Consider the following 20,994-nt stretch of genomic DNA (forward strand, 5'->3'; position numbering starts at 1 on the left):
ATGACCATCAAAATCACTGTGCTAGGTACACGAGGAATTCCAGAAGTGCTTGGAGGTGTTGAAACTCATTGTCAGCATCTGTATCCAGAAATAGTGAAACAAACAGGTGCAGAGGTATGCGTGATTGCGCGTTCCCCTTACGTTCCTTATCAGCATTCTGAATACCAAGGTGTGAAAACCAAGGCTATTTGGGCGCCAAAAAAGAAATCACTCGAAGCGATTGTTCACTCGACCCTAGCTGCATTGTCTACCTTAACCGATGGTTCAGATGTGGTGCATGTACATGCTATTGGCCCAGGTTTAGTGGTGCCTCTGTTACGCTTGCTGGGCAAGAAAGTCGTGTTTACTCACCATGGTCCTGACTACGATCGTCAGAAATGGGGCGGTTTTGCTAAGAAAATTCTGCAATTAGGTGAAAGATTCGCGGCAAAATGGGCAAGCGAAGTGATTGTTATATCTGATGTGATCAATACTATTATCAAAGACAAATACCAGCGTTTTGATGCTAATTTAATCTATAACGGTGTGCTTAAAGCTAAGCCGTTGGACGCCGCCGTTATCGATAAGTATTTAACCAATCACGAATTGTCAGCTAAAGGTTACATTGTGGCGGTTGGTCGATTTGTTGAAGAAAAAGGTTTTCATGACCTGATTGATGCTTACGCAAAATCGGGATCATCTCTACCTTTGGTATTGATTGGAGATACAGACCACGAAACGGTTTATAGCTCAGAGTTGAAAGCCAAAGCACGCAACACGAAAGGTGTGACACTCACCGGATTTGTAAAAGGCGATGAACTGACAGTTCTATTCTCTCAAGCAAGAGTGTTTGTTATGCCTTCTTATCATGAAGGCTTACCCATTGCGCTGTTAGAAGCTATGTCATTTTCACTTCCAGCGATTGTCAGCGATATACCTGCAAATACCGAAGTAGGGTTAAATGAACAAAGTTATTTTCCGGTCGGCGATGTCGATACGCTAACGAGTAAACTTGCGAGCCTCCCAGAACATGTCGAAGTGGATTACACCACTTACTTGGAAAAGTATGATTGGGAGAAGATAGCCGCTCAAACGGTTGAGGTTTATAAACAAGCGCTTAGCGGAAAGTCACGAACAGGTATTAAATAAGTGTCGTCTAACAATCGGTCAGATAAAGTCATCAATCAGTTTTATCACACTTTAGACAGTGATATTGCTGAGACGTTAAATGACGAGCAAAAGCATGCCATAGAGCATGCAGTCAAATCGATGGGGTTGGTCGCAAGACATTCCATTGATGTTCGAGAAACCGTGCCTTGGTTCGGTAAGCGTTTCTATTTTGTTTTTCTGTGTGGCAGAGATCATCGAAAACACGTACGTGAGCGTTCAAAGCCGGTTCACTTTGTTGTTACGTTTTTAGTCCTAATTGGAGTGGTATCAATCAGCCTTTTGGCAATGCTGGCTTTGTACTTAATTAAGTCAGCACTTGGTATTGATATTTTTAAGGGATTTTCATTCGGAATTTGGGATTGGTTTAAAGGATTATCATTGTAAATTAACCCCGAGGTTTTTATGAAAATACAGCCTTACAAAGCTGTTGTATTGGCAATGCTGACAATGTTGCCTCTTAGTTCTGTACTGGCAAAAAAGCCGGATAACCATCCATCAAATAGTAACCAGTCGTCAAATAATAAGCACGATCAGGGATCTGAAACTGAAACCAGTACCGGCGGTGGCGAAAGCGAGCTGGTGGATTTGAACGATCAAACCTTTATAACCGTTTATCCTACTGCGCTTACAGGCCCAGTTACTAACCCGGGTATGGGCGTTGAAACCTTCCATGATAATTGGGGAACCACATTAAGCCTTAGCGAATATCCGGATGCTGGTATCGACTACTACCGATTCTACTGGAATGAATTAGAACCAGAAGAAGGTAAGTATGCCTTTGATAAGCTGGATAAGATTCTCAGTGAAAATCGTAATGAAACACCACCAAAAATGGTGGCGATTCGCTTTATGACAGCGGATGAACCTGAAACCGGTAGCAAAGTGCCACAATGGTTAATCAACAAAGGCATTAGTGGCTATTGGACAGAAGATCATAAGACCTTCGTACCAAACCTTGATGACAGTTTGTACCTTTACTACGGTGAAAAACTACTGAAAGCGTTTGGTAAGCGTTACGATGGCAACTCTAACTTAAGCCATATTGATATTGGTATGGTGGGTTCTTGGGGAGAGTGGCACAACAGCAATTTTTCCGGTTTAGAGCCGTTGCATCAGAAATACAGTGATGCCGACCTGAACAAGTGGGTTGACCTGTATTTTGAAGCGTTTCCGAAAACACCGAAAGTGATGTTAATCAGTGGTGGTAACAGTTTGGCTTACGCCACTGAAAAAGGGGCAGGATGGCGAGCAGATTGTTGGGGAGACTGGCACCATTTCTCTACGACATGGAGTCATATGAAAGATGACTACCCATATCGTATTCAGCAAGCTCAAAATGACGATCCAAACTTTGATACCAGTTGGCAACGCGGACCTATCAGTCTTGAAACTTGTGGAACAATGCAAGGCTGGGAAGCAACGCAAGGCTATAGCTATGAAGAAGTGAAAGCCAGTTTGGACTGGGCAATTGCGCATCACGCATCGACGTTGAATTTGAAATCAAAGCCTATTCCGACTCAATATCGTGGTTTACTTGATGAAGCGCTAACTAAAATCGGCTATCGAATTCGTTTAGAAAAACTCAATCATCAAGTGGAACTAAAAGCTGGTGGTGTGTTGAACGTGAACGCATTGTTTGTCAACGAAGGCGTTGCTCCTCCTTATCAACATCGCTATTTGGCTTACAGATTAATTGATGCAAATGGCAATGCTGCTTTCTTTGGCACTTCTAGCTACGATGTGCGTTCATGGTTACCGGGTGAACACGAAACACACAGCAGCCTCACTTTACCAAGCACACTTGAGGCAGGGCATTACTATCTTGAGCTGGCTCTGGTAGATAGCCATGGTGATGCGCGCTTGAATTTCGCTAATGTTGGCAAGCAAGATTCTGGCTGGTATCGTTTTTCAGATTTAACGATTTTGTAAGAGTGACAACGTAGCGTTACTCAGTGTGTTAGCAATTGAATACTATGAAAAAGCCCAAGTAATACATACTTGGGCTTTCTTTTAACAATCAGTTTTAAGTAATCATTACTTAAGCTGGGTTATGAACACCTTCTGCTTCAGCTGTTTTCTTCTCTTGGTACATCTTCACTAGGAAGTATACGTTCACAACAGCGATGAAAGTGTTTGTTGCTACAACTGGCAGCGCATCGATCATAAGACCGTAAGCTGAGAATAGCGTACAACCGATAAAGTTCAGAATACGAAGCTTCACGATGTCTTTCATAGTTAGAGAAATAGCAACCATGATTGACGCTGCGTAACCCATGATTTCAATTGTTTGCATATCCATAATATAGACCCTCTTTATATGCCGGACTTGGTATCACCGGTACCAATCTTCTCGTCGTGAGATAAATGAGGGAGCTCCATGCCTCGAATGGTCTAAGTTGATTAACTGGCGCTAATATACCAACAGTCAAAGTGTGATGAAAGCCTCAATATTTAGGAAATAGAAGGTTAGCGATTACGCAAACGTTTTACGTAGCAATCAGATGAAATTAATTCTGTGATCGACTGAAAAAGCTCAAAACATAGAAGGAAGAAGGTTAACTAGCGTTCGCCTATTAATCCGAATAAAGTGCTTTTTATAGATCAAATAAGGTTTATCGCTTGGCGATGGGGTGGTCTGGGTTAAGCTGTAAGAGATCCCACAAGTTGCCATAGAGATCTTCAAACACGGCGACAGTACCGTAGTCTTGTTGTTGCGGATCTCTGACGAAATTAATACCAATTGATTTCATATAGTCATAATCTCTCCAGAAATCATCGGTGTTTAAAAAGAGAAACACTCTTCCACCAGTTTGATTGCCGATAAAGTTATGTTGTTCTGGCTTTGATGCCTTCGCCAACAACAGGCTAACGCCATGTGAATTTGGTGGAGCAACCACCACCCAGCGCTTATCTTGCTCAGGCTGGTACGTATCATCAATAAGCTCAAACTTAAGCTTGTTTACATAGAAATCAATCGCTTCGTCATAATCTCTAACTACTAATGCAATGTGTACGATGTTTTGTTTCATTTGTTGGCCGGCTAATAAAGTGTATTAAATCAGGTTTAGTGAGCAGAGGAATACTGTAAAGATATTCTCCGCATTGTTCGTCGGGGTCAACTCGTTTTATGTTCGTAAAGTACATATTCATCGAACCAATAATCACTGCAATAAATATGTCATCAATGAATGACAAATATGATAACAATCACATTAAATATGAATATTGATGATTAGTATGCATAATTGTTGTGAGCAGCAACTGATAATAATCCAGCATGTAAGGATATAAAATGCAAAAGAAAATAATTGCTCTGTCAATTTTGTTATGCGGTGTTATTTCAACAAATGTCAGCGCCGACCCAAAGACCCCCGGAACCCATAAAGGATATTCAACAATTGAAATGCTATCAGCTGGAATCCCATCTGATTTAAATATGGTATCTGTGGAAGACCTAGCGAAAGAATTAGGAAACAAACCATCAATTGCCGTTGGCTTCGATATTGATGATACGACACTATTTAGTACACCTGTGTTCTACCGTGGACAGGAAATGTTCTCTCCAGGTGGTTATTCTTATCTTTCTAATCAGGAATTTTGGGATAAAGCTAACTGTGGCTGGGATGCTTTCAGCCGACCAAAAGAAATTGCTCGTAAACTGATTGATATGCACCAAAAACGCGGAGACTCAATTTACTTTATCACGGGTCGAACTGGCTCCGACTGTGACTTCACGACTAAATATTTACAGAGTACTTTTGATATCAAAGAGATGCATGATGTGATCTTCGCGGGTTCTAGCAAAACAGAATATACGAAAGCCAAATACATCAAAGAGAACGGCATTAAAATTTATTATGGCGATGCTGACGGAGATATCATCTCTGCACGTCAAGCTGGAGCTGAAGGCATCCGTGTCATGAGGGCTTCAAACTCTAGCTATACTCCTATACCTAAAAATGGCATTTACGGTGAACGAGTATTACGAGATTCAGAATACTGATTTCGTACTCAAGTAAGTAATTCTTTAAAGTACTAAATGCCGTTGAAGTCTATTTAGCGGCATTTTTATATAAACAGGAAAGACTTCTTTTTATTAAGGTTCCAGTTTCTTGGGCAATAAAAAACCCGTCAAATGACGGGTTTCATTAACTGGCTTCAACCTTATTTCTTAGGTTGGTTCGCTTGCTTGTCTTGCTCTGTTAGCTCGCGGATACGACGGCTGATGTCGCGGCGCTCTTTTGAAATTTCTGCGCTCTTAATGATGTGGTCATCAACACGATCTTCGTAGTCAGCTTTCATGTTTTTAACGATAGTCATGATCTCTTCTTGAGTCATTTCTGGTTTGATGTAATCAACCAAGTTTTCAAGCAAGTCTACACGTTTGCGGTTATCACGAACTTTCTTTTCGTTATCAAGAAGTTCACGTTTCAGTTTGTTTTTGCGGCGAGCTAAGCTCACGATTTCAAATACGCTGTTCATAGGTTCCTTTTCCTATCTCAATGCAACTAATAGTGATTAAAGCACATCGTTGCAACTCATAACAGACTTAAGATCAAACCTTACAACAACTTGTCCATTTATTCGCCAGTTAGCGCTTGGCTTGATTGTACTTCACTCTATAAGCGCTATATCATGTGCCCAGTTAAACTTTAAGTACCGAAATGATCATGCTGTCCTCAGAAATTGTTGTCTCCAAAGTCGATATCGCACCAGTTGAAGAACAATACAACGTTAAACTCCGTCAAGCTTACCTTCGCGAGCGTAAAGTCATGGAACATCTTGATATTGAGTTGAACCGTTCAAAAATCGTTATCATGGACGAGAACGGCAATATATTGAGGTTTGCAATGACTCTCGAACACTAAACTGTTCTTTAGTTGCGGTCATTTCTCCAAAGAAGGAAATATAAAATGAATATAGAATTGAGTCCTTTAGAAGCACGAGTCATTGGCTGTTTAATTGAAAAGGAAGTCACGACACCTGATTATTATCCGCTAACCTTAAATAGTTTAACTGCCGCTGTTAACCAAAAAAGTAATCGTGAGCCCGTTTTGTCACTGAGTGATGCGGAAGTTCAAGACGCAGTGTCTGAACTTGTCTCCCGTCGTTTAGTGAGTGATGAAAGCGGATTTAACAGTCGTGCGAGCAAGTTTCAGCATAGATTTTGTAATACTGAATTTGGTGACTTAAAACTTGATGCGCAAGAACTGGGTATTATTTGCTGCCTGTTACTACGAGGCCCTCAAACTCCGGGTGAACTAAGAACCAGAACCAATCGTTTATGTTCTTTTAACGATGTTAAAGAAACCGAAGCGATACTAGAACGCTTAGCCGCTAGAGAATCGGGCGCATTAGTAGTGAAACTGCCTCGTGAACCGGGTAAACGCGAGTCTCGTTATCAGCATCTTTTTTCCGGTGAAGTAGATTTAGAAGCGCTAGCGGTTGAGTCGTCTTCTGCAAACAATTTTTCAAGCAACAAAATGGAAATGCTTGAGGCTGAAGTCGCAGAGCTACGACAAGAAGTTGCTGAATTAAGAACCATGCTAGAAAAGCTTCTTTAAATGTCGACGTTAAACAACTCAGAAAAATCGTGGTGGGTGTACTTTGTACGCACACCACAAAATTCCCTCTACTGCGGTATTACTACAGATGTTGAACGTCGTTTTGGTCAACATTGTTCAGGTACTGGTGCAAAGGCTTTAAGAGGGAAGTCGCCTTTAGAGTTGGTGTGGTCACATTATGTTGGCGACAAGAAAAGTGATGCCCTTAGACTTGAATATCGAATCAAACGTCTGTCTAAAATTCAAAAAGAAAAACTCGTTCAACAACCTTCGTTACTAAGCGTATATATACCCAACTAAGTTTCTTTCAAACGTGGGTTAGCTTATTTCCTGCCTTATCTTCCTAAACAATATCTGTATTCTGAGACAACGATCGTAGGGTTTCCTGTAAATATTGATTTTGTGTATTAATCTTGAAAAGGGACTAATACGAAAGGTTGATATGGAAATGAATAATTCAAAGAAAGTACTTTCTATAGCAGTGTGTGGATTGGTTGCAACCTCAGTGAATGCGGCGAATACAGTCGCCGATGCTCGTGGTAACGGTATGGGTAATACTGGTGTGACAACCGCCGACTATCTTCTTGCTCCTTTTTACAACCCCGCGTTAGGCGCGATATATCGAGACAGTGATACTTTTGGGATCTTGTTTCCCGCAATTGGAGCAACAGCTCGTGACCCAGACGAGTCCTTAACAACAATTGATGATTTGCAAGACAGCATTAAAACCTTTGAAGACGCTAGTACTCCGACCCAAGATAACATCAATCAAATAAATAATTATCTTGACCAACTCTCTGACGATAAACCTTTGGGTGTTTCTGCAGGCGCAGGTATGGCTGTAGCGGTTCCGTTAGAAGCTGTTTCAGTGAACTTTATCGCACGTGGATACGCTGAAGTGTTGGTAAGAACGGACATTGCCGCTTCTACTGGTAACTTAGAGGCGGATGCCCAAAACCGATACGAAAATTCTAGTGTGGATTTGTTGGCTTTTGGGTATACAGAGTATGGTTTGTCATTTGCGAAAACTGTCTCAATCAAAGGGCAAGAGTTTGCTTTTGGTGTTACACCTAAATACCAACAACTGCGTACATATAAACAAGTTGTTACGGTAGAAAGCTTTGATTTGGATGAGTATGACAAAAGCGAAGTGAAAGACAATGCGTTCAACTTGGATTTGGGTGCGGTATGGATGCTCGATAATTATAGAGCGGGTGTTGCTATTAAAGATCTCTTTTCACAAGCGCTTAAAACCTATGACGGAGTTAACAACTATAAGCTGGACACTCAGGTTACGGTTTCCGGTGGGTATGTTACTGAGCTGTTTACCGCGGCCGTGGACATCGATTTAACCAAGCAGGAGCGATTCTCAGGGTATAACGACAACACTCAATATGTTCGGTTTGGTGTTGAAGGTAATGCATGGGGGTGGGCTCAGTTAAGAGCGGGTTATGAGATAGATATTGAAGATACGCTAGATGATGCATTTACCCTTGGGATAGGAATTAGCCCGGGAGACCTGGTCAGTTTTGATTTGGCAGGCAACTATGCGGGAGATGGGCAGTTTGGGGTATCAACCAACTTAGCTTTCACTTTCTAACCCTCAAAGCTGCACAATACTTAATCGAATACGGGTACCTAATAGAATTTTTAGGTGCCTGTACTATCAATTAGGCAATATATGCATAATAATCCTTACATACTCGTTAAGCTTAGGGCGGCTATGTTATTGAAAATGTTCATTTGAATAGCTGCTGTTTCAAGTTGTATCCTTTCAACTTCTTAGCATTCAGTGTAGGTATTTTATGTCTGCTTGATACACTGATACTAAAACCAAATTAAGGGCTTACTGGGTGAATAATCAATTAACATCCTACAAAATGAATACGAATAGAATGAAAAGAGCCTTATTGCTTTCACTTATTTTTAGTGCCTCACCTACATTAGCGGCTCAAGTTTTAGATGGTTATTGGCATTACAAAGAGTTTCTAAGCATAAACCCATCAGAGAATGAGCGAACCCTTTTGCTTTCGGAAGCGGTGCGTAACAAACCTGTTCCCATTTCTGTTAAGCAAGACAAACCTGTTACAATATCAGTGGTTTACCCCGGTCAACAGATTTCGGATTACTGGGTTCGTAATATCAAAGCTTTCGAAAAGCGAATGGAAGAATTGGGTATCAAATATCAGTTAAACCAAGTGTTTACTAGACCAAATGTGGACATGAGACAGCAAAGTCTGTCTTTGATGGAAGCGATAAAGAATAACACTGGTTACCTAATTTTTACTCTAGACACTACGCGTCATAGAAAATTTATCGAACACGTGCTGAACTCCTCTGAAACCAAACTTATTCTGCAAAATATCACAACGCCTGTTCAAGGTTGGGAAGAGCGACAACCAATGATGTATGTTGGTTTCGATCATGAATTAGGTGCTCATAAAATTGCAGACTACTATAAGCAGCACATCCCCAATGGTAGCAAATATTCTGTGCTTTATTTTTCAGAAGGTTACATCAGTGATGCTCGCGGCAGTAGCTTCATTCAAATGATGGAAGAGAATGACAGCTATCAGCTTTCTTCTTCTTTTTACACCAAAACGACTAAGCAGAGTGGTTATGAGTCGACATTGAAGATCATTGAAAAAGAACCTGATATTAAATTCATTTATGCCTGTTCAACTGACGTAGCATTAGGTGCAGCCAAAGCCCTTAAGGAACTGAATCGTCAGGACATCGAAATCAATGGATGGGGAGGCGGTTCTGCTGAATTGGATGCTATCGCGAAAGGTGATTTGGATGTTACTGTAATGCGAATGAATGATGATACAGGTATTGCAATGGCGGAAGCCATTAAATGGGATATTGAGAACAAACCCGTGCCACTTGTCTATTCAGGCGATCTCGCAGTTGTCACTAAAGAAGACTCGAAAGAAACGATAGAGAAACTCAAACAACGCGCTTTCCGATACTCAGATAATTAATAGGCAGATAAGTAGTGGTGAAAAGTATCAAACCCGTCAAGCAAAAGAAAAATATAGCTTCTTTTATAAGCCATGCAATTGTGGTGGCGCTTGGTACTTTGATCATTATGGTACTGTTTCAGAGCTATCAAATTAGTAGTCGATTGATTGCCCAAGAAGTGATGAGAACTTCAAAACAGACGTCGAGCTTAATCCAAAGTTTGTTTGATTTTCGTCTTGCAACACTTCAGATACACCAAGACAGTAGCGCAAAAAATACAACTCTGGTTCAAGCAATTCACAGTGGAAAAGAAGAAGAGTTAGATCAATATTTTCTCACAGTGGATCAACTTGAGCTTTCAAATACCCCAGACATTCGTTTTATCACCAATCAGAAAGAAATGCTTTGGGATGATGGAAACTCTCAGTTTTATGGTATTGAAACCAAAGAACTAGGGAAAATAGTACGCAGAGTATCAACTAGCAGCAACTGGCACCTGATTAAGAGTCCTTCACAACTTGGTCCCACTTATCTTTTAGTAAGAAGGTCTTCGATAGTTGATCCAGCCTCCGGTGAGGTTCTTGGTTTTCTTTATGTATCTATCGTGCTCAATGATAACTACGCGTTGATTGAAACAATCAAAGACAATAGCAATGCTCAAAATCTGGTACTGGCTGTAGATGAAAACATCTTGTCGTCGACCTTAAATGGCAATGATCTTTATACTGAGCAAGAGATCATTCGCAGTGTTACTGGTGAATCATTGGACGATAAGAACATCGTCAGCAAAACGATGTTGGAACTTGAAGGTGTACCCACTTATCTCGCGGTTTTTTCAGTTCAAAGCAACCAAAATGCATTGAAATTAAGAGACAGCTATTACTTTTGGATTGTGTTTGCGTTAATCGCTTTGCTTGGTGTAACCATTGTTACTCGTTGGTGGTTGCACAAACGTATTAAACATGAAATCGATCAGCTGATGTCCTACACCCACAAAGTTGCGGTGCAGGGTAAAGAGTACTTCTTCCCGGGGTCATCAATTTATGAGTTTGATCATTTTGGGCGCACGCTTGAGAACACCTTCCAGCGTTTAACCGAACAAGAAAAGCAGTTCGAAGACCTGTTTAATTTCTCTCTTTCTCCGATCATTCTTTGGTCTACGGATGGTTACATTATTCGAATGAACCCTGCAGCTCAAAAGGAATTCATTGGCAAAAAAGGGGAAAGCAAGAGGTCGTTTAGAGCGCTGGAAAAACAACTTTTGCCTGATATTCAATCTGCAGCAACTGGTGATATATCAAAAGAAGTGATGACAGAAATCGACAAGAAGGTATTCCGTTGGAGTATCTCGCCTATTGTTATCGAAAACAAAATTGAGTCGATTATCACGCAGGGTCAAGACGTTACAAGTTTTGCCGAAGCAGAAAAGCAAAGTCGTTTAGCGCGAAAAGAAGCGGAAGAATCCGCAAGAGTCAGAGCCGACTTCTTAGCAAAAATGAGCCACGAATTACGCACGCCATTAAACGGTATTTTAGGTGTTTCCCAGTTATTAAAACGTTCGGTATCAAGCCCAGAGCAAATCGATCAACTCAATGTACTGTGCAGTAGTGGCGAGCATTTGCTTGCAGTACTTAATGATATTCTCGATTTTTCCAAAATAGAGCAGGGACAGTTCCGTGTCCCATCTTCTGAGTTTCCACTAATTAATGTTGTTTCTGCTATTGCTCAAATTTACAAGCCAATGTGCCAAGAAAAGAACTTGGCTTTTGATATCGAATCTGATGTTGAAGAAGGCGTAATTGTTAACAGCAATCAGGTTCGATTAAATCAGATTCTATATAACATTATTAATAACGCTCTCAAGTTTACCTCTGAAGGTTCTATTTATGTTCGTATTTCTCTGAAATACGGCGACCCAGATCAGCTGCTTGTCACGGTCAAAGATACTGGTATTGGTATCAGAGAGTCTGACCTCAAGATCATTTTTGAGCCATTTATGCAGGCAGAACCGACAACGACACGGGAATATGGTGGTAGTGGGTTAGGTCTGGCTATTGTGCATAGCCTTGTTGAAATTCTCGGTGGCACCATCCAGGTAGCATCAGAGTATGGTAAAGGAACCCAATTTTCGGTTGCGCTACCGATAGAAGTTGTTTGTAGGAAAAGTATCTCAGACAAGAAACAAGAAGAAACTCAACGTTTTGCCTTATTTGATAATTCATTAAGAGTATTGTTGGTTGAGGATAATCATACTAATGCGTTTATTGCTAGAGCGTTCTGTGAAAAGTATGGAATGGAAGTGGTGTGGGTCACAGATGGTTTACAGGCAATAGAGAAAGCGAAAACGGAACACTACGACATCATTTTAATGGATAACCAATTACCTTATCTCGATGGCGTGGACGCAACTAAAGTTCTGAAGAAAGAGATGCAGCTAACCACGCCTGTTTTCGCTTGTACTGCCGATGGAATGGAGTCAACCCAACAAGCTTTTTTGGCTGCGGGCGCAGAGTATGTGATTGTTAAACCAATAAGAGAAGAGAGCCTATATCAGGCATTAGTCCATTACAAACAAACCTATTGCTAGTGATATAGAACAGGTCTTTTAATTAGACATAGTTCTATATCGAACCAGCTGAAAAAGCGTGCTCCAGTACTTCTTTTCTCATTTCGTCTGACATATCGATGGTTTCATCGAACTTAATACCTATCAAATGCCCTTTAGGCTCCCTACTGATTTTCACAATGTGACAGCCAAGACCCTCAGGAAGCGAAGTTATCAAATCGCAGCGGATATCGACTTTACTGCCAGTCTGTAACTCGTTTTCACCAGCGACAAAAATCCCACATCCAGAAACTGACAAATCCGCCATGGTGCCCGATACCTCATTGTCTATTGCGCTGATGCTGGCAGGTAGTGATATTGAATAACGCTCATGCTCGCGAATCGTTTTCGTCGCAAAATGTTTTGGTGGGCGTAAGAATAAGAGATTAAAAGGTCGTCTAATAGACTGATAAGTTGAGGTTTTAAATGCAACAATATGACCGTAGTCTTTGTTGCAGATACCTCTCACTACGGTTTGTACGTTGGAAAGCTTACGCATGACCAGTAATTCCAAAGCTTTAATTGGAAGGTCAAGGATCAAATAATGCTGCGTCTTATGTCCGACAAGTGTAGTTGTGAAATCGTAAGTGTCGTTGGGACCGAATTGAAAACTGACTGACAGTTTCATGCCAATTTGAAGAAATTTTCCGAGTTCATCGATATTATTAGAACTTGATGTCGACATATTTATTATAACCCTGCCGTGTCGTTTTTATTATTGAGAACGGTATAAGGTTGAGTATATTACAAAATTCTTCGAATTTTAGTCTATTCTAAATTAAATATGACGACATCATTTTGGGAAAGTGACCTAACGCTCAACTAGTAATTGAAGCGTACGCCCATCGCGATCTGAGGTCCCCAGATACCAGCGTTTCTTGCTTCAGCACTCAATGACAACTGGTCAGTTGAATGGAAACGGACGCCACCAATAAATACACCGCTTTCATCGGCGCGGCCAATTTTAGCGTGAACTTCAAGTTGGTTAGTCAACCATACTCGGCCACCAATGTTCAACTCGTAAACAAATTCAGAATCATCACCTTCTTCTTCGGTATAATTTACGTGATGCAGCAACATTTGTCCGTATACATCTATGAATTGATTAACCGGACCATTGAAACCAATACCGCCAGCCACATCCCAATCGTTATCAAAGCGAGTATCCGCGCGTAAGATAAAGTGAGAGTTATCGGTAAAATTGGTACTAAATTCACCGCCGAACGACTCAGGGCTAATTGCAGTTCTAACTTCAAGAAAGTTGTAGCTAAAGTTGTTCGCCATAGCGGTGTTTGGTGCTGCAAAAGCAAAACCAATTAAACTTAAAAGACCTGCCTTTTTAAACATAAGTGTATTCGTCCTGAGTGAATTAAAATGTAAAGATACATTATTTATAAGCAAATTACAGGCCATTGTATCCTAACTAATAAAAGGTGATTAAAAAATTTGATGAATGTAAGGTTTGTTTGCTGTTTACCTGGTCTATTTTTGCGTCATTCGTTTTGATATTCAGGACATTAGCTCAAATTTGGGTATAGTATGTCTAAAAATGCTGTTTAAGAAACACGATGAAAATGAAGACTCAAGCTCTAATGGTACAAGGTACCACTTCTGATGCTGGCAAAAGCGTATTAGTGGCAGGTTTATGCCGAGTATTGGTAAGACGAGGCTGCAAAGTTGCGCCATTTAAACCACAAAACATGGCCTTGAACAGTGCGGTTACCGCAGATGGCGGTGAAATTGGCCGCGCTCAGGCTGTGCAGGCTCTTGCGTGTGGTATTGAGGCTTCAGTTCATATGAACCCTGTTTTGCTCAAGCCTAATTCAGATACAGGTGCACAAGTTATTTTGCAAGGCAGAGCACTCTCGAATATGGAAGCCCAGAGCTATCATGACTATAAGAAAGTCGCGATGGAGACGGTTCTTGATTCATTTGGAAAACTGCAACAACAGTATGAATATATTGTGATAGAAGGGGCGGGCAGCCCAGCAGAAGTGAACTTACGAGAGAACGATATTGCCAATATGGGGTTTGCAGAGTCGGCAGATGTTCCTGTAATCATTATTGCCGATATAGATAGAGGCGGCGTTTTTGCTCACCTTTATGGGACCTTGGCTCTGTTATCTGAGTCTGAACAAGCGAGAGTTAAAGGTTTTGTTATTAACCGCTTCAGAGGTGATATTGCACTTTTGCAGTCAGGGCTGGATTGGCTGGAAGAAAAAACAGGCAAGCCTGTACTTGGCGTTCTACCTTATTTGCACGGTTTTGATTTAGAAGCAGAAGACGCTATTACTGCGCTTCAAGTTAAGGGTGACCAAACAAAGCTTAAGGTGGTTGTTCCGGTCTTTACTCGTATTAGTAACCATACCGATTTTGATGCGCTGAGGCTAAATCCTGATATTGACCTGCGTTATATCGGTAAAGGCGAGAAACTTCAGCATGCTGACCTCATCATTTTACCCGGTAGCAAATCTACTCGTGCGGATATGGAATACTTGCGTTCGCAAGGCTGGGATAAAGACATACAACGTCATATTCGTCTTGGCGGTAAGGTAATGGGAATATGTGGTGGCTATCAGATGCTTGGGCATTGGATACACGATCCAGATGGTGTTGAGGGTGAAGCGGGCTGTTCGAAAGGACTTGGTTTGTTGGAGATGGAAACCACATTAACTTCACAAAAACAACTGACGAATGTTAAAGGTACTATCCACCTCAATGGCGAAAGCGCCCGTGTCTCCGGTTATGAAATTCACGTTGGCATATCCGAAGTTGCGGTAGACGCGCAACTAGAGTCTCTTATTGCTCTTGATAGTGGCAGTAATGATGGACTCGTCAGTCCGTGCGGTCAGATCCTAGGAACTTACCTGCATGGTGTCTTTGATGAGTTTGAAGCTGCGAGTTTGATTTGCCGTTGGGCAGGTGCAGAACAATTACAAGAATATGATCATGTGGCGACGAAAGAGTCGGCAATCAATAGAATTGCCGATGCTATTGAAGAGCATATGAATTGGCGTTCCTTATGGGACGGAGCATGCAAGGTTAAATAAAATGAAGCAGATCATATTTTGGCTAGGATTACTCCTTTGTAGTCATTCAGTTTTGGCCAAAGATACCGTTACAATCTACGCTGCATCCTCAATGACCAATGCTGTTGGCGATTTGGTCGATGCTTATAAACAGCAGTATGATAGTGACGTTGTAACTGTGTTCGGTGGTTCTTCCTCGTTAGCCCGTCAGATTGAAAGCGGCGCTCCGGCGGATGTTTTTCTTTCGGCGAATGAAAAGTGGGTAAGTTACCTCATCAACAATAAGTTGGTTGAATCAGACAAAGTTTCGTTGATAGCCGGTAACCAACTGGTGTTGATAAAACCTGTGAGTTCACCAACACAGTCATTCGAATTAGGTCAAATTGAAGAGTGGGCTAGAGTGCTTGAGGATTCTCGAATAGCAGTGGGGAATACGGATTCTGTACCCGTCGGTATTTATGCTAAAGAGGCGCTATCTAACTTAGGAGTCTGGAGTGATGTTAGATCCAAATTGGCTCAGACAAATAACGTTCGCAGTGCATTGGCGTTGGTTGAGCGTGGTGAATCGGCGTTAGGTATCGTCTATAGAACGGATGCATTGCTTTCTGAAAAAGTGACTATTGTTCAGGTATTTGAATCGTCACTGCATGGAACAATACATTACCCATTGGTACAACTTAACGACAAGTTAAGCAGCAAACAGCTGGTGGATTTTATTCAGTCTGATGAGGCCAAAACCATACTAAATAAATACGGATTCCGTACAAACATGGGAAATGAGAAATTTGCTCAGTGACTTTGTGCTCAGTGATTATGAGTTAACCGCACTGCTATTAAGTTTGAAAGTTGCCGCACACGCCGTTGTGTGGCTGCTACCAATCGGGGTACTACTTGGTTGGGTGCTTGCACGCAAAGAGTTTGTTGGAAAAAGCGTGTTAGATAGCCTGATTCATTTGCCCTTAGTACTTCCGCCAGTCGTGATCGGTTATTTACTATTAGTCTCGATGGGGCGGAAAGGCGTTATTGGTAGCTGGTTATATGACTGGTTCGGCGTTTCTTTTAGTTTTAGCTGGCGCGGGGCTGTTTTGGCTTGTGTGGTAGTGTCACTCCCTTTGATGGTGCGAGCGATTCGTTTAAGTGTAGAAAGCATTGATCTTAAGCTTGAACAAGCGGCAAAAACGCTTGGTGCATCGCCTATAAAGGTATTTTTTACGATTACCTTGCCTTTAACTTTGCCAGGCGTAATAACAGGAATCATGCTTGCCTTTGCAAGAAGCCTAGGAGAGTTTGGCGCGACGATAAGTTTTGTTTCCAATATTCCCGCCGAAACTCAAACGATTCCGTTAGCTATGTTTACCTTCCTTGAAACACCGGGAGAAGAGATGGCGGCCGCGCGCTTATGTATTATTTCAATCGTTATCGCGCTTTTATCACTTTTAACTTCAGAATGGGTAAGTCGACGAGTAAGACGTCGGTTAGGAGTGACTCAATGAGCCAAGGTATTGCGGTTACTTTTAGAAAGCATCTTGAAGACGTTGAGATGGATGTGAGTTTTGTCGCGCCCAGTCATGGTATTACTGCAATTTTCGGACGTTCTGGAGCCGGAAAAACCTCGATAGTGAATGCTGTAAGTGGTTTGTTAAGCCCTGATTCGGGTGACATCGTTGTGAATGGACGAACCTTATTTGATAGTAAACAGGGCACTAACATTGCGGTTGAAATGCGTAATCTTGGTTACGTGTTTCAAGAACCACGACTTTTCCCGCATTACACTGTTGAGGGTAACCTACGTTACGGTATCAAAGAAAAAGACGAAGATTATTTCAACTCCATTGTTGAATTATTGTCTTTAGAGCAGATGTTGACTCGTTATCCCAAAGCACTTTCAGGTGGAGAGAAGCAGCGCGTTGCAATAGGCAGAGCATTACTGTCAAAACCCGACTTATTGCTCATGGATGAACCTTTAGCTTCTCTAGATTTACCTCGTAAACGTGAAGTTATGCCTTTCTTAGAGATGTTATCTAAGCAAGTGAAAATTCCTATTTTTTATGTGTCACACAGTTTGAGTGAAATTCTCAGATTGGCAGATCATCTAATCGTGGTCGATCAAGGAAAGGTTGTCTCAGATGGAAAGATAGAAGATGTCTGGTCATCAAAAGTGATGCGCCCTTGGCAATCTTTTAGTGAGCAAAGTACATTATTTTCAGCGACGGTTAGCCAGCACAATCTGGAATATGGTTTGACTCAATTGCAATTCGTAGAAGGGTTAACATTTTGGGTTCAACAAGTCGATGCAGATGTTGGCTCAACCGTTCGTCTGCAAATTAGAGCAAATGACGTTTCCATCGCTCTAAATAAAAATGAGCAATCTTCCATTCGAAACATCCTGCCTGCTCGTATCGCGAGTATTGAATATCAGCAATATGGTGACAATAAAAAAAGTGTCGCTGTAAAACTGGATTTGAAGCAAGGTTGCTATTTATGGGCAACGATAACGAAATGGGCGTTGGACGATCTTAAGTTACAAGAAGGTATGGAGGTTTTCGCGCAGATCAAAGGGGTGAGTGTCTCACAAAGAGATATTGCGATTACTCATCTTTGATATAGGTAAGTGAAGGTTAGATATGGATATCAAGTAAACTGCCGATCATATCTTGCTCGCGTTGAATAACATTGGCACCGACGCGATTATATTGAGCCGCTTGGTTTAACTTCAACATAGGCTCAATATCGCTCTGAGAACGATGGGCTTTTTTATGTTCGATGGCATTGAATTTTAGCGCGTCATTGTTCGAAAAGTCATTCTTGAACGAATTGGACTCTTGAATATCTCTTGCTGCTTCGTCAGCCATTTTATATGACTGCTGAACAATAGGGTAACCAGACTGTAGAGATGAAATTGACATACGCTAATCCTTCTTAGTGATAAAAGCTTATGCCTTGTTCATTTATTATGCAAGTTAATGGCTTGCAAACGTAGTTATGAAAACAACTTAGAGATAAGTTCCAACTCTTCAGACGTCACCAGCTCAGACTTTTCAACTTCAAGAGAATGAGAAATTGCACCTTGCAGAGCACGCAATTGCTGAGGCGTCAACTGTTGTAGCTGTGATTTAAAATTATCAAACTGAACACTGTTCATTCTAATATCCTGCAATAACCTATTTTCACTTCTCGCGATGGTCTTATGATTCATGAGCACTTAAACCTTACTGTGTAAGATAAGACTGATGTTCATGTTAGTATTCGTGTTGATGCTTATGTCCGAAAAGTGTCAGATTATGCGCCTATTAGTGTAAAAAATAAGCATGTGGGTGTCATTTTACTCAATGACACCCACGGTGGCGCTATATGTGCGCTTGCTTGCTAGGTGGTACGCGAACGGCGAATTTGGCTGCTAGTGAATGCAGCTCGGGTAGCATTCGGTAGATTAAGTGGAGTTGCTGAAGTACCAAGCGAGCAGAACTGTTGTCTTCTTCTCGCCATTCACTCAAACGTTCTTTTAGCCCAGAATCATCAATGTTAATTGCGTCGGATTCAGTGCAGTGATTATACAGTTGCTGATAAAGCGCATCTAAGTGTTGGTGTATCACACGATGAGACTCCAAAACTAATTGGTGCACCGTTTCATCATCAATTCGAGTTCGGTGAGCGCCTAATGCAGAGGTGTAGCTGAGTAAAGCATGATTAAGCGTGAGGAAGCGAAAACTCTCATCTGTAGCCGCTCTATATTTACCAGGCTCGGCAAGCATATTACTTACCGCTAGAGCTAAAGCCGCATCTTGGTTATGAGCCTGACGCCTGGAGATTCGATAACTCAGGTTATCTTTCTTACCAATTCGATATTGACCGATGATCTGATCTAAATACTGTTTGTTGGCGTCTACAGCATCGGCCATTACTTTGTGCAGGCGCTTTGATTGCCAGTCGGGAAGAATAAAGTAAACCGCAAATACTGCTAGGGCACAACCGGTCAGCGTGTCGGCTAGGCGTGGGAATACAACCGCATAGCCTTCTCCGAGCTGGTTGAAGCAAAACAACACAAGCACCGTAATAAACCCAGTCGCATAACCATAATTATTAATGCGGAAAGCGAAGAACATTACTCCAGAGAAGACAATAAACACCAATTGGCTTTCGAGCGATGGGAATAAGGTTAATAGCGGTACGCCAATCAGCAAGCCTGCAATCGTGCCTATTATTCTTGCTTTCAGTTTTTGCCGCGTTGAAGCAAAGTTTGGCTGGCACACGAATAGAGTTGTCAGAAGAATCCAGTAACCACGTTCTATCCCTAACCCTTGAATGATCCCATACCCAGCGGTTAACGCGAGAGACATTCGAACGGCATGTCGAAACAGTAATGAATCAGTAGTGAAGTTAGATTTAATTCTTAACCAAGCCATTTTTAGTGTATGAGCTTCGGTGTCCTGCAGGATGCCATCTTCAAGTTTTGTCGTATCAGGATTACTCACGTTACATAATTGTTTTTCCACTGTCGCGAGGTTGTTGAACAAATACCCCAGCTGAGCAAGCGAAACTTTCCACTCTTTATTTTCTTGTTGTTGAAGGTGGTTGAGGGATAACTGAAGTTCATCAAGCGCAATGATCGAATCACTATCGTGAGTATAAGGTAACCCTAACTGAATGGAATGCGCGGCTTGATGACAAGCTTGTGCTTGTTTTTGCAACAAGTGTTTTAACCGAAACAGAACATCTGATCGTTCGAATTGCCCTGAAAGTTCTTGGTAGCGATAATGGGTCGAGCTCACTCTTTCATGTATATCCTGAGCCAGAAAATAGATATTAAGAAAACGGTCACTGGCGCTGTCTACGTGGCCTTTTTTTGATCGCGTAAGGAACACCGCTTTACACTGATTGAGAGCAGAAACCGTAGCAGAATTTAAGTTGGCTTCAGTAATTCGATGTGGCTGAGGGGCTAAACCAGATACCGGGTGGAACAGTTCCGCTTTAGCATCAAGGTATTTCCCAAGCTGAATAAAGACATTGGCGAGGCTTTGTTGCACCGGTTGAAGTGGCCACAGAACATGCCAGATCATAGAAAGGAAGTAATACCAAGCACTGCCTGAAAGTAATAAAAGTGGCTGAAACCAGATGTTGGTGCTTTGGTGTGCTCCCAACATGGTGTAGATAGCAATAAGCAACGAACCGAAGGCGATGCTTGCATAACGGCTACCAATTGCGCCGAGCATGATGAAGCCAAAAGTTGACGTAAACAGTCCGATAGCGAAAAGAATTGGTGTTTTAAATAAGATCTCAATAGAGAAGGCTGCAATAGCAAAACAGAAAAATGTTAGTGTGATGGCCTTTAGTCGACCAGTGAAGCTGTCGTCTCGCTCGGCGAGTGCCGCAGCAATAACACCGAGTATGAGCGGTGTTACCCAAGTATTTAGACTGTAATACCAAGTTGGAGCGACAACACCAAGTAATGCAATGAAAATAAGCACACTGTAGTTGATGGTTTTATTAGCCCAAAGAACACGAAGTCGTTTTAACAAATACACGATGACCCATCACTGTGATAAATAAAAATTGAGTGTATCAGACTGTGTTGATAACTTTTTGATCAAATTAAATAAATAATCTCATGCGAGCACAAAGTAAACATCAAACATTATTGACATTATTTTAGCTTCACGCAAAGTGGTTAGGGTATGATGGATGG

At 41.6% G+C, this 20,994-nt stretch carries 22 protein-coding genes; 14 read left to right on the forward strand and 8 right to left on the reverse strand.

All coding sequences use genetic code 11. From position 1 onward, the window contains the following. Genes HUO09_RS12435 through HUO09_RS12445 form a run of 3 tightly spaced genes read left to right on the forward strand, consistent with a single transcriptional unit; the run spans position 1 to position 3,078 of the window. Positions 1–1,128 carry a glycosyltransferase family 4 protein gene (locus tag HUO09_RS12435; RefSeq protein ID WP_188234175.1) on the forward strand — a complete coding sequence of 376 codons (1,128 nt, stop codon included), beginning with the start codon at positions 1–3 and terminating at the stop codon, positions 1,126–1,128. Then, a complete protein-coding gene (locus HUO09_RS12440) occupies positions 1,129–1,533 on the forward strand; it encodes a hypothetical protein (protein WP_188234176.1) in 405 nt (134 codons plus the stop codon). 18 nt (positions 1,534–1,551) lie between these two features. After that, on the forward strand, positions 1,552–3,078 hold the full coding sequence (locus HUO09_RS12445; RefSeq protein WP_188234177.1) for a DUF4832 domain-containing protein: 1,527 nt from the start codon (positions 1,552–1,554) through the stop codon (positions 3,076–3,078). 109 nt (positions 3,079–3,187) lie between these two features. On the opposite strand, the gene HUO09_RS12450 is transcribed toward HUO09_RS12445, so the two are convergent. Further along, entirely contained in the window at positions 3,188–3,448 is a 261-nt protein-coding gene (locus HUO09_RS12450) for a YgjV family protein (RefSeq protein ID WP_167411260.1), read from the reverse strand. A gap of 313 nt (positions 3,449–3,761) precedes the next feature. Next, the gene (locus tag HUO09_RS12455) at positions 3,762–4,178 is read right to left on the reverse strand and encodes a VOC family protein (protein WP_188234178.1); all 417 of its coding nucleotides are present in this window, start codon (positions 4,176–4,178) and stop codon (positions 3,762–3,764) included. 263 nt (positions 4,179–4,441) lie between these two features. Between HUO09_RS12455 and aphA the strand changes: the two genes are divergently transcribed. Then, entirely contained in the window at positions 4,442–5,152 is a 711-nt protein-coding gene (gene aphA / locus HUO09_RS12460) for an acid phosphatase AphA (protein WP_188234179.1), read from the forward strand. 161 nt (positions 5,153–5,313) lie between these two features. On the opposite strand, the gene HUO09_RS12465 is transcribed toward aphA, so the two are convergent. Then, complete coding sequence (locus HUO09_RS12465) at positions 5,314–5,631, reverse strand: DUF496 family protein (RefSeq protein WP_167411263.1); 318 nt, start codon at positions 5,629–5,631, stop codon at positions 5,314–5,316. A gap of 188 nt (positions 5,632–5,819) precedes the next feature. On the opposite strand from HUO09_RS12465, the gene HUO09_RS12470 reads away from it, so the two are divergent. From HUO09_RS12470 to luxQ, 6 genes are all read left to right on the forward strand, one after another. Then, entirely contained in the window at positions 5,820–6,017 is a 198-nt protein-coding gene (locus tag HUO09_RS12470) for a hypothetical protein (RefSeq protein ID WP_188234180.1), read from the forward strand. Positions 6,018–6,062: 45 nt separating this feature from the next. Next, on the forward strand, positions 6,063–6,713 hold the full coding sequence (locus HUO09_RS12475; RefSeq protein WP_188234181.1) for a YceH family protein: 651 nt from the start codon (positions 6,063–6,065) through the stop codon (positions 6,711–6,713). After that, positions 6,714–7,013 carry a GIY-YIG nuclease family protein gene (locus HUO09_RS12480; protein WP_188234182.1) on the forward strand — a complete coding sequence of 100 codons (300 nt, stop codon included), beginning with the start codon at positions 6,714–6,716 and terminating at the stop codon, positions 7,011–7,013. Between the two features lie 148 nt (positions 7,014–7,161). Next, positions 7,162–8,313: a conjugal transfer protein TraF gene (locus HUO09_RS12485; protein WP_188234183.1), complete on the forward strand. Its 1,152-nt coding sequence runs from the start codon at positions 7,162–7,164 to the stop codon at positions 8,311–8,313. A 295-nt stretch (positions 8,314–8,608) separates the two neighbouring features. Further along, positions 8,609–9,697, forward strand: a complete 1,089-nt coding sequence (locus HUO09_RS12490) for an autoinducer 2-binding periplasmic protein LuxP (RefSeq protein WP_167411267.1) — start codon at positions 8,609–8,611, stop codon at positions 9,695–9,697. Positions 9,698–9,711: 14 nt separating this feature from the next. Next, complete coding sequence (luxQ, locus tag HUO09_RS12495; protein ID WP_373563696.1) at positions 9,712–12,264, forward strand: quorum-sensing autoinducer 2 sensor kinase/phosphatase LuxQ; 2,553 nt, start codon at positions 9,712–9,714, stop codon at positions 12,262–12,264. Positions 12,265–12,298: 34 nt separating this feature from the next. On the opposite strand, the gene HUO09_RS12500 is transcribed toward luxQ, so the two are convergent. Beyond that, a complete protein-coding gene (locus HUO09_RS12500; RefSeq protein ID WP_167411268.1) occupies positions 12,299–12,967 on the reverse strand; it encodes a PilZ domain-containing protein in 669 nt (222 codons plus the stop codon). 137 nt (positions 12,968–13,104) lie between these two features. Then, positions 13,105–13,629, reverse strand: a complete 525-nt coding sequence (locus HUO09_RS12505; RefSeq protein WP_188234184.1) for a hypothetical protein — start codon at positions 13,627–13,629, stop codon at positions 13,105–13,107. Between the two features lie 221 nt (positions 13,630–13,850). Between HUO09_RS12505 and HUO09_RS12510 the strand changes: the two genes are divergently transcribed. Genes HUO09_RS12510 through modC form a run of 4 tightly spaced genes read left to right on the forward strand, consistent with a single transcriptional unit; the run spans position 13,851 to position 17,913 of the window. Then, entirely contained in the window at positions 13,851–15,332 is a 1,482-nt protein-coding gene (locus tag HUO09_RS12510; RefSeq protein ID WP_188234185.1) for a cobyric acid synthase, read from the forward strand. Between the two features lies 1 nt (position 15,333). Continuing rightward, positions 15,334–16,107 carry a molybdate ABC transporter substrate-binding protein gene (gene modA, locus HUO09_RS12515; RefSeq protein WP_188234186.1) on the forward strand — a complete coding sequence of 258 codons (774 nt, stop codon included), beginning with the start codon at positions 15,334–15,336 and terminating at the stop codon, positions 16,105–16,107. After that, on the forward strand, positions 16,088–16,804 hold the full coding sequence (gene modB / locus HUO09_RS12520; RefSeq protein WP_188234187.1) for a molybdate ABC transporter permease subunit: 717 nt from the start codon (positions 16,088–16,090) through the stop codon (positions 16,802–16,804). Before modA ends, modB begins: the two co-directional genes overlap by 20 nt. Continuing rightward, a complete protein-coding gene (modC, locus tag HUO09_RS12525; protein ID WP_188234188.1) occupies positions 16,801–17,913 on the forward strand; it encodes a molybdenum ABC transporter ATP-binding protein ModC in 1,113 nt (370 codons plus the stop codon). Before modB ends, modC begins: the two co-directional genes overlap by 4 nt. 16 nt (positions 17,914–17,929) lie before the next feature. Here modC and HUO09_RS12530 read toward each other — a convergent pair whose 3' ends face one another. The 3 genes from HUO09_RS12530 to yccS form a co-directional block, all read right to left on the reverse strand. Continuing rightward, on the reverse strand, positions 17,930–18,217 hold the full coding sequence (locus HUO09_RS12530; RefSeq protein WP_188234189.1) for a hypothetical protein: 288 nt from the start codon (positions 18,215–18,217) through the stop codon (positions 17,930–17,932). A gap of 74 nt (positions 18,218–18,291) precedes the next feature. Further along, entirely contained in the window at positions 18,292–18,453 is a 162-nt protein-coding gene (locus tag HUO09_RS12535; protein ID WP_167411275.1) for a hypothetical protein, read from the reverse strand. Between the two features lie 205 nt (positions 18,454–18,658). Then, on the reverse strand, positions 18,659–20,833 hold the full coding sequence (yccS, locus tag HUO09_RS12540) for a YccS family putative transporter (protein ID WP_188234190.1): 2,175 nt from the start codon (positions 20,831–20,833) through the stop codon (positions 18,659–18,661). Between the last annotated feature and the right edge of the window lie 161 nt (positions 20,834–20,994).

This window comes from Vibrio sp. Y2-5 (assembly GCF_014596725.1).
In the GTDB taxonomy this organism is placed as follows: domain Bacteria; phylum Pseudomonadota; class Gammaproteobacteria; order Enterobacterales; family Vibrionaceae; genus Vibrio.

Excerpts from the sequence above, each read along its gene's own strand:
- HUO09_RS12435 (WP_188234175.1), top strand. The coding sequence starts at position 1 with ATGACCATCAAAATCACTGTGCTAGGTACACGAGGAATTCCAGAAGTG.
- HUO09_RS12445 (WP_188234177.1), top strand. The coding sequence starts at position 1,552 with ATGAAAATACAGCCTTACAAAGCTGTTGTATTGGCAATGCTGACAATG.
- HUO09_RS12450 (WP_167411260.1), bottom strand. The coding sequence starts at position 3,448 with ATGGATATGCAAACAATTGAAATCATGGGTTACGCAGCGTCAATCATG.
- HUO09_RS12455 (WP_188234178.1), bottom strand. The coding sequence starts at position 4,178 with ATGAAACAAAACATCGTACACATTGCATTAGTAGTTAGAGATTATGAC.
- aphA (WP_188234179.1), top strand. The coding sequence starts at position 4,442 with ATGCAAAAGAAAATAATTGCTCTGTCAATTTTGTTATGCGGTGTTATT.
- HUO09_RS12465 (WP_167411263.1), bottom strand. The coding sequence starts at position 5,631 with ATGAACAGCGTATTTGAAATCGTGAGCTTAGCTCGCCGCAAAAACAAA.
- HUO09_RS12470 (WP_188234180.1), top strand. The coding sequence starts at position 5,820 with ATGCTGTCCTCAGAAATTGTTGTCTCCAAAGTCGATATCGCACCAGTT.
- HUO09_RS12475 (WP_188234181.1), top strand. The coding sequence starts at position 6,063 with ATGAATATAGAATTGAGTCCTTTAGAAGCACGAGTCATTGGCTGTTTA.
- HUO09_RS12480 (WP_188234182.1), top strand. The coding sequence starts at position 6,714 with ATGTCGACGTTAAACAACTCAGAAAAATCGTGGTGGGTGTACTTTGTA.
- HUO09_RS12485 (WP_188234183.1), top strand. The coding sequence starts at position 7,162 with ATGAATAATTCAAAGAAAGTACTTTCTATAGCAGTGTGTGGATTGGTT.
- HUO09_RS12490 (WP_167411267.1), top strand. The coding sequence starts at position 8,609 with ATGAAAAGAGCCTTATTGCTTTCACTTATTTTTAGTGCCTCACCTACA.
- HUO09_RS12500 (WP_167411268.1), bottom strand. The coding sequence starts at position 12,967 with ATGTCGACATCAAGTTCTAATAATATCGATGAACTCGGAAAATTTCTT.
- HUO09_RS12505 (WP_188234184.1), bottom strand. The coding sequence starts at position 13,629 with ATGTTTAAAAAGGCAGGTCTTTTAAGTTTAATTGGTTTTGCTTTTGCA.
- HUO09_RS12510 (WP_188234185.1), top strand. The coding sequence starts at position 13,851 with ATGAAAATGAAGACTCAAGCTCTAATGGTACAAGGTACCACTTCTGAT.
- modA (WP_188234186.1), top strand. The coding sequence starts at position 15,334 with ATGAAGCAGATCATATTTTGGCTAGGATTACTCCTTTGTAGTCATTCA.
- modB (WP_188234187.1), top strand. The coding sequence starts at position 16,088 with ATGAGAAATTTGCTCAGTGACTTTGTGCTCAGTGATTATGAGTTAACC.
- modC (WP_188234188.1), top strand. The coding sequence starts at position 16,801 with ATGAGCCAAGGTATTGCGGTTACTTTTAGAAAGCATCTTGAAGACGTT.
- HUO09_RS12530 (WP_188234189.1), bottom strand. The coding sequence starts at position 18,217 with ATGTCAATTTCATCTCTACAGTCTGGTTACCCTATTGTTCAGCAGTCA.
- HUO09_RS12535 (WP_167411275.1), bottom strand. The coding sequence starts at position 18,453 with ATGAACAGTGTTCAGTTTGATAATTTTAAATCACAGCTACAACAGTTG.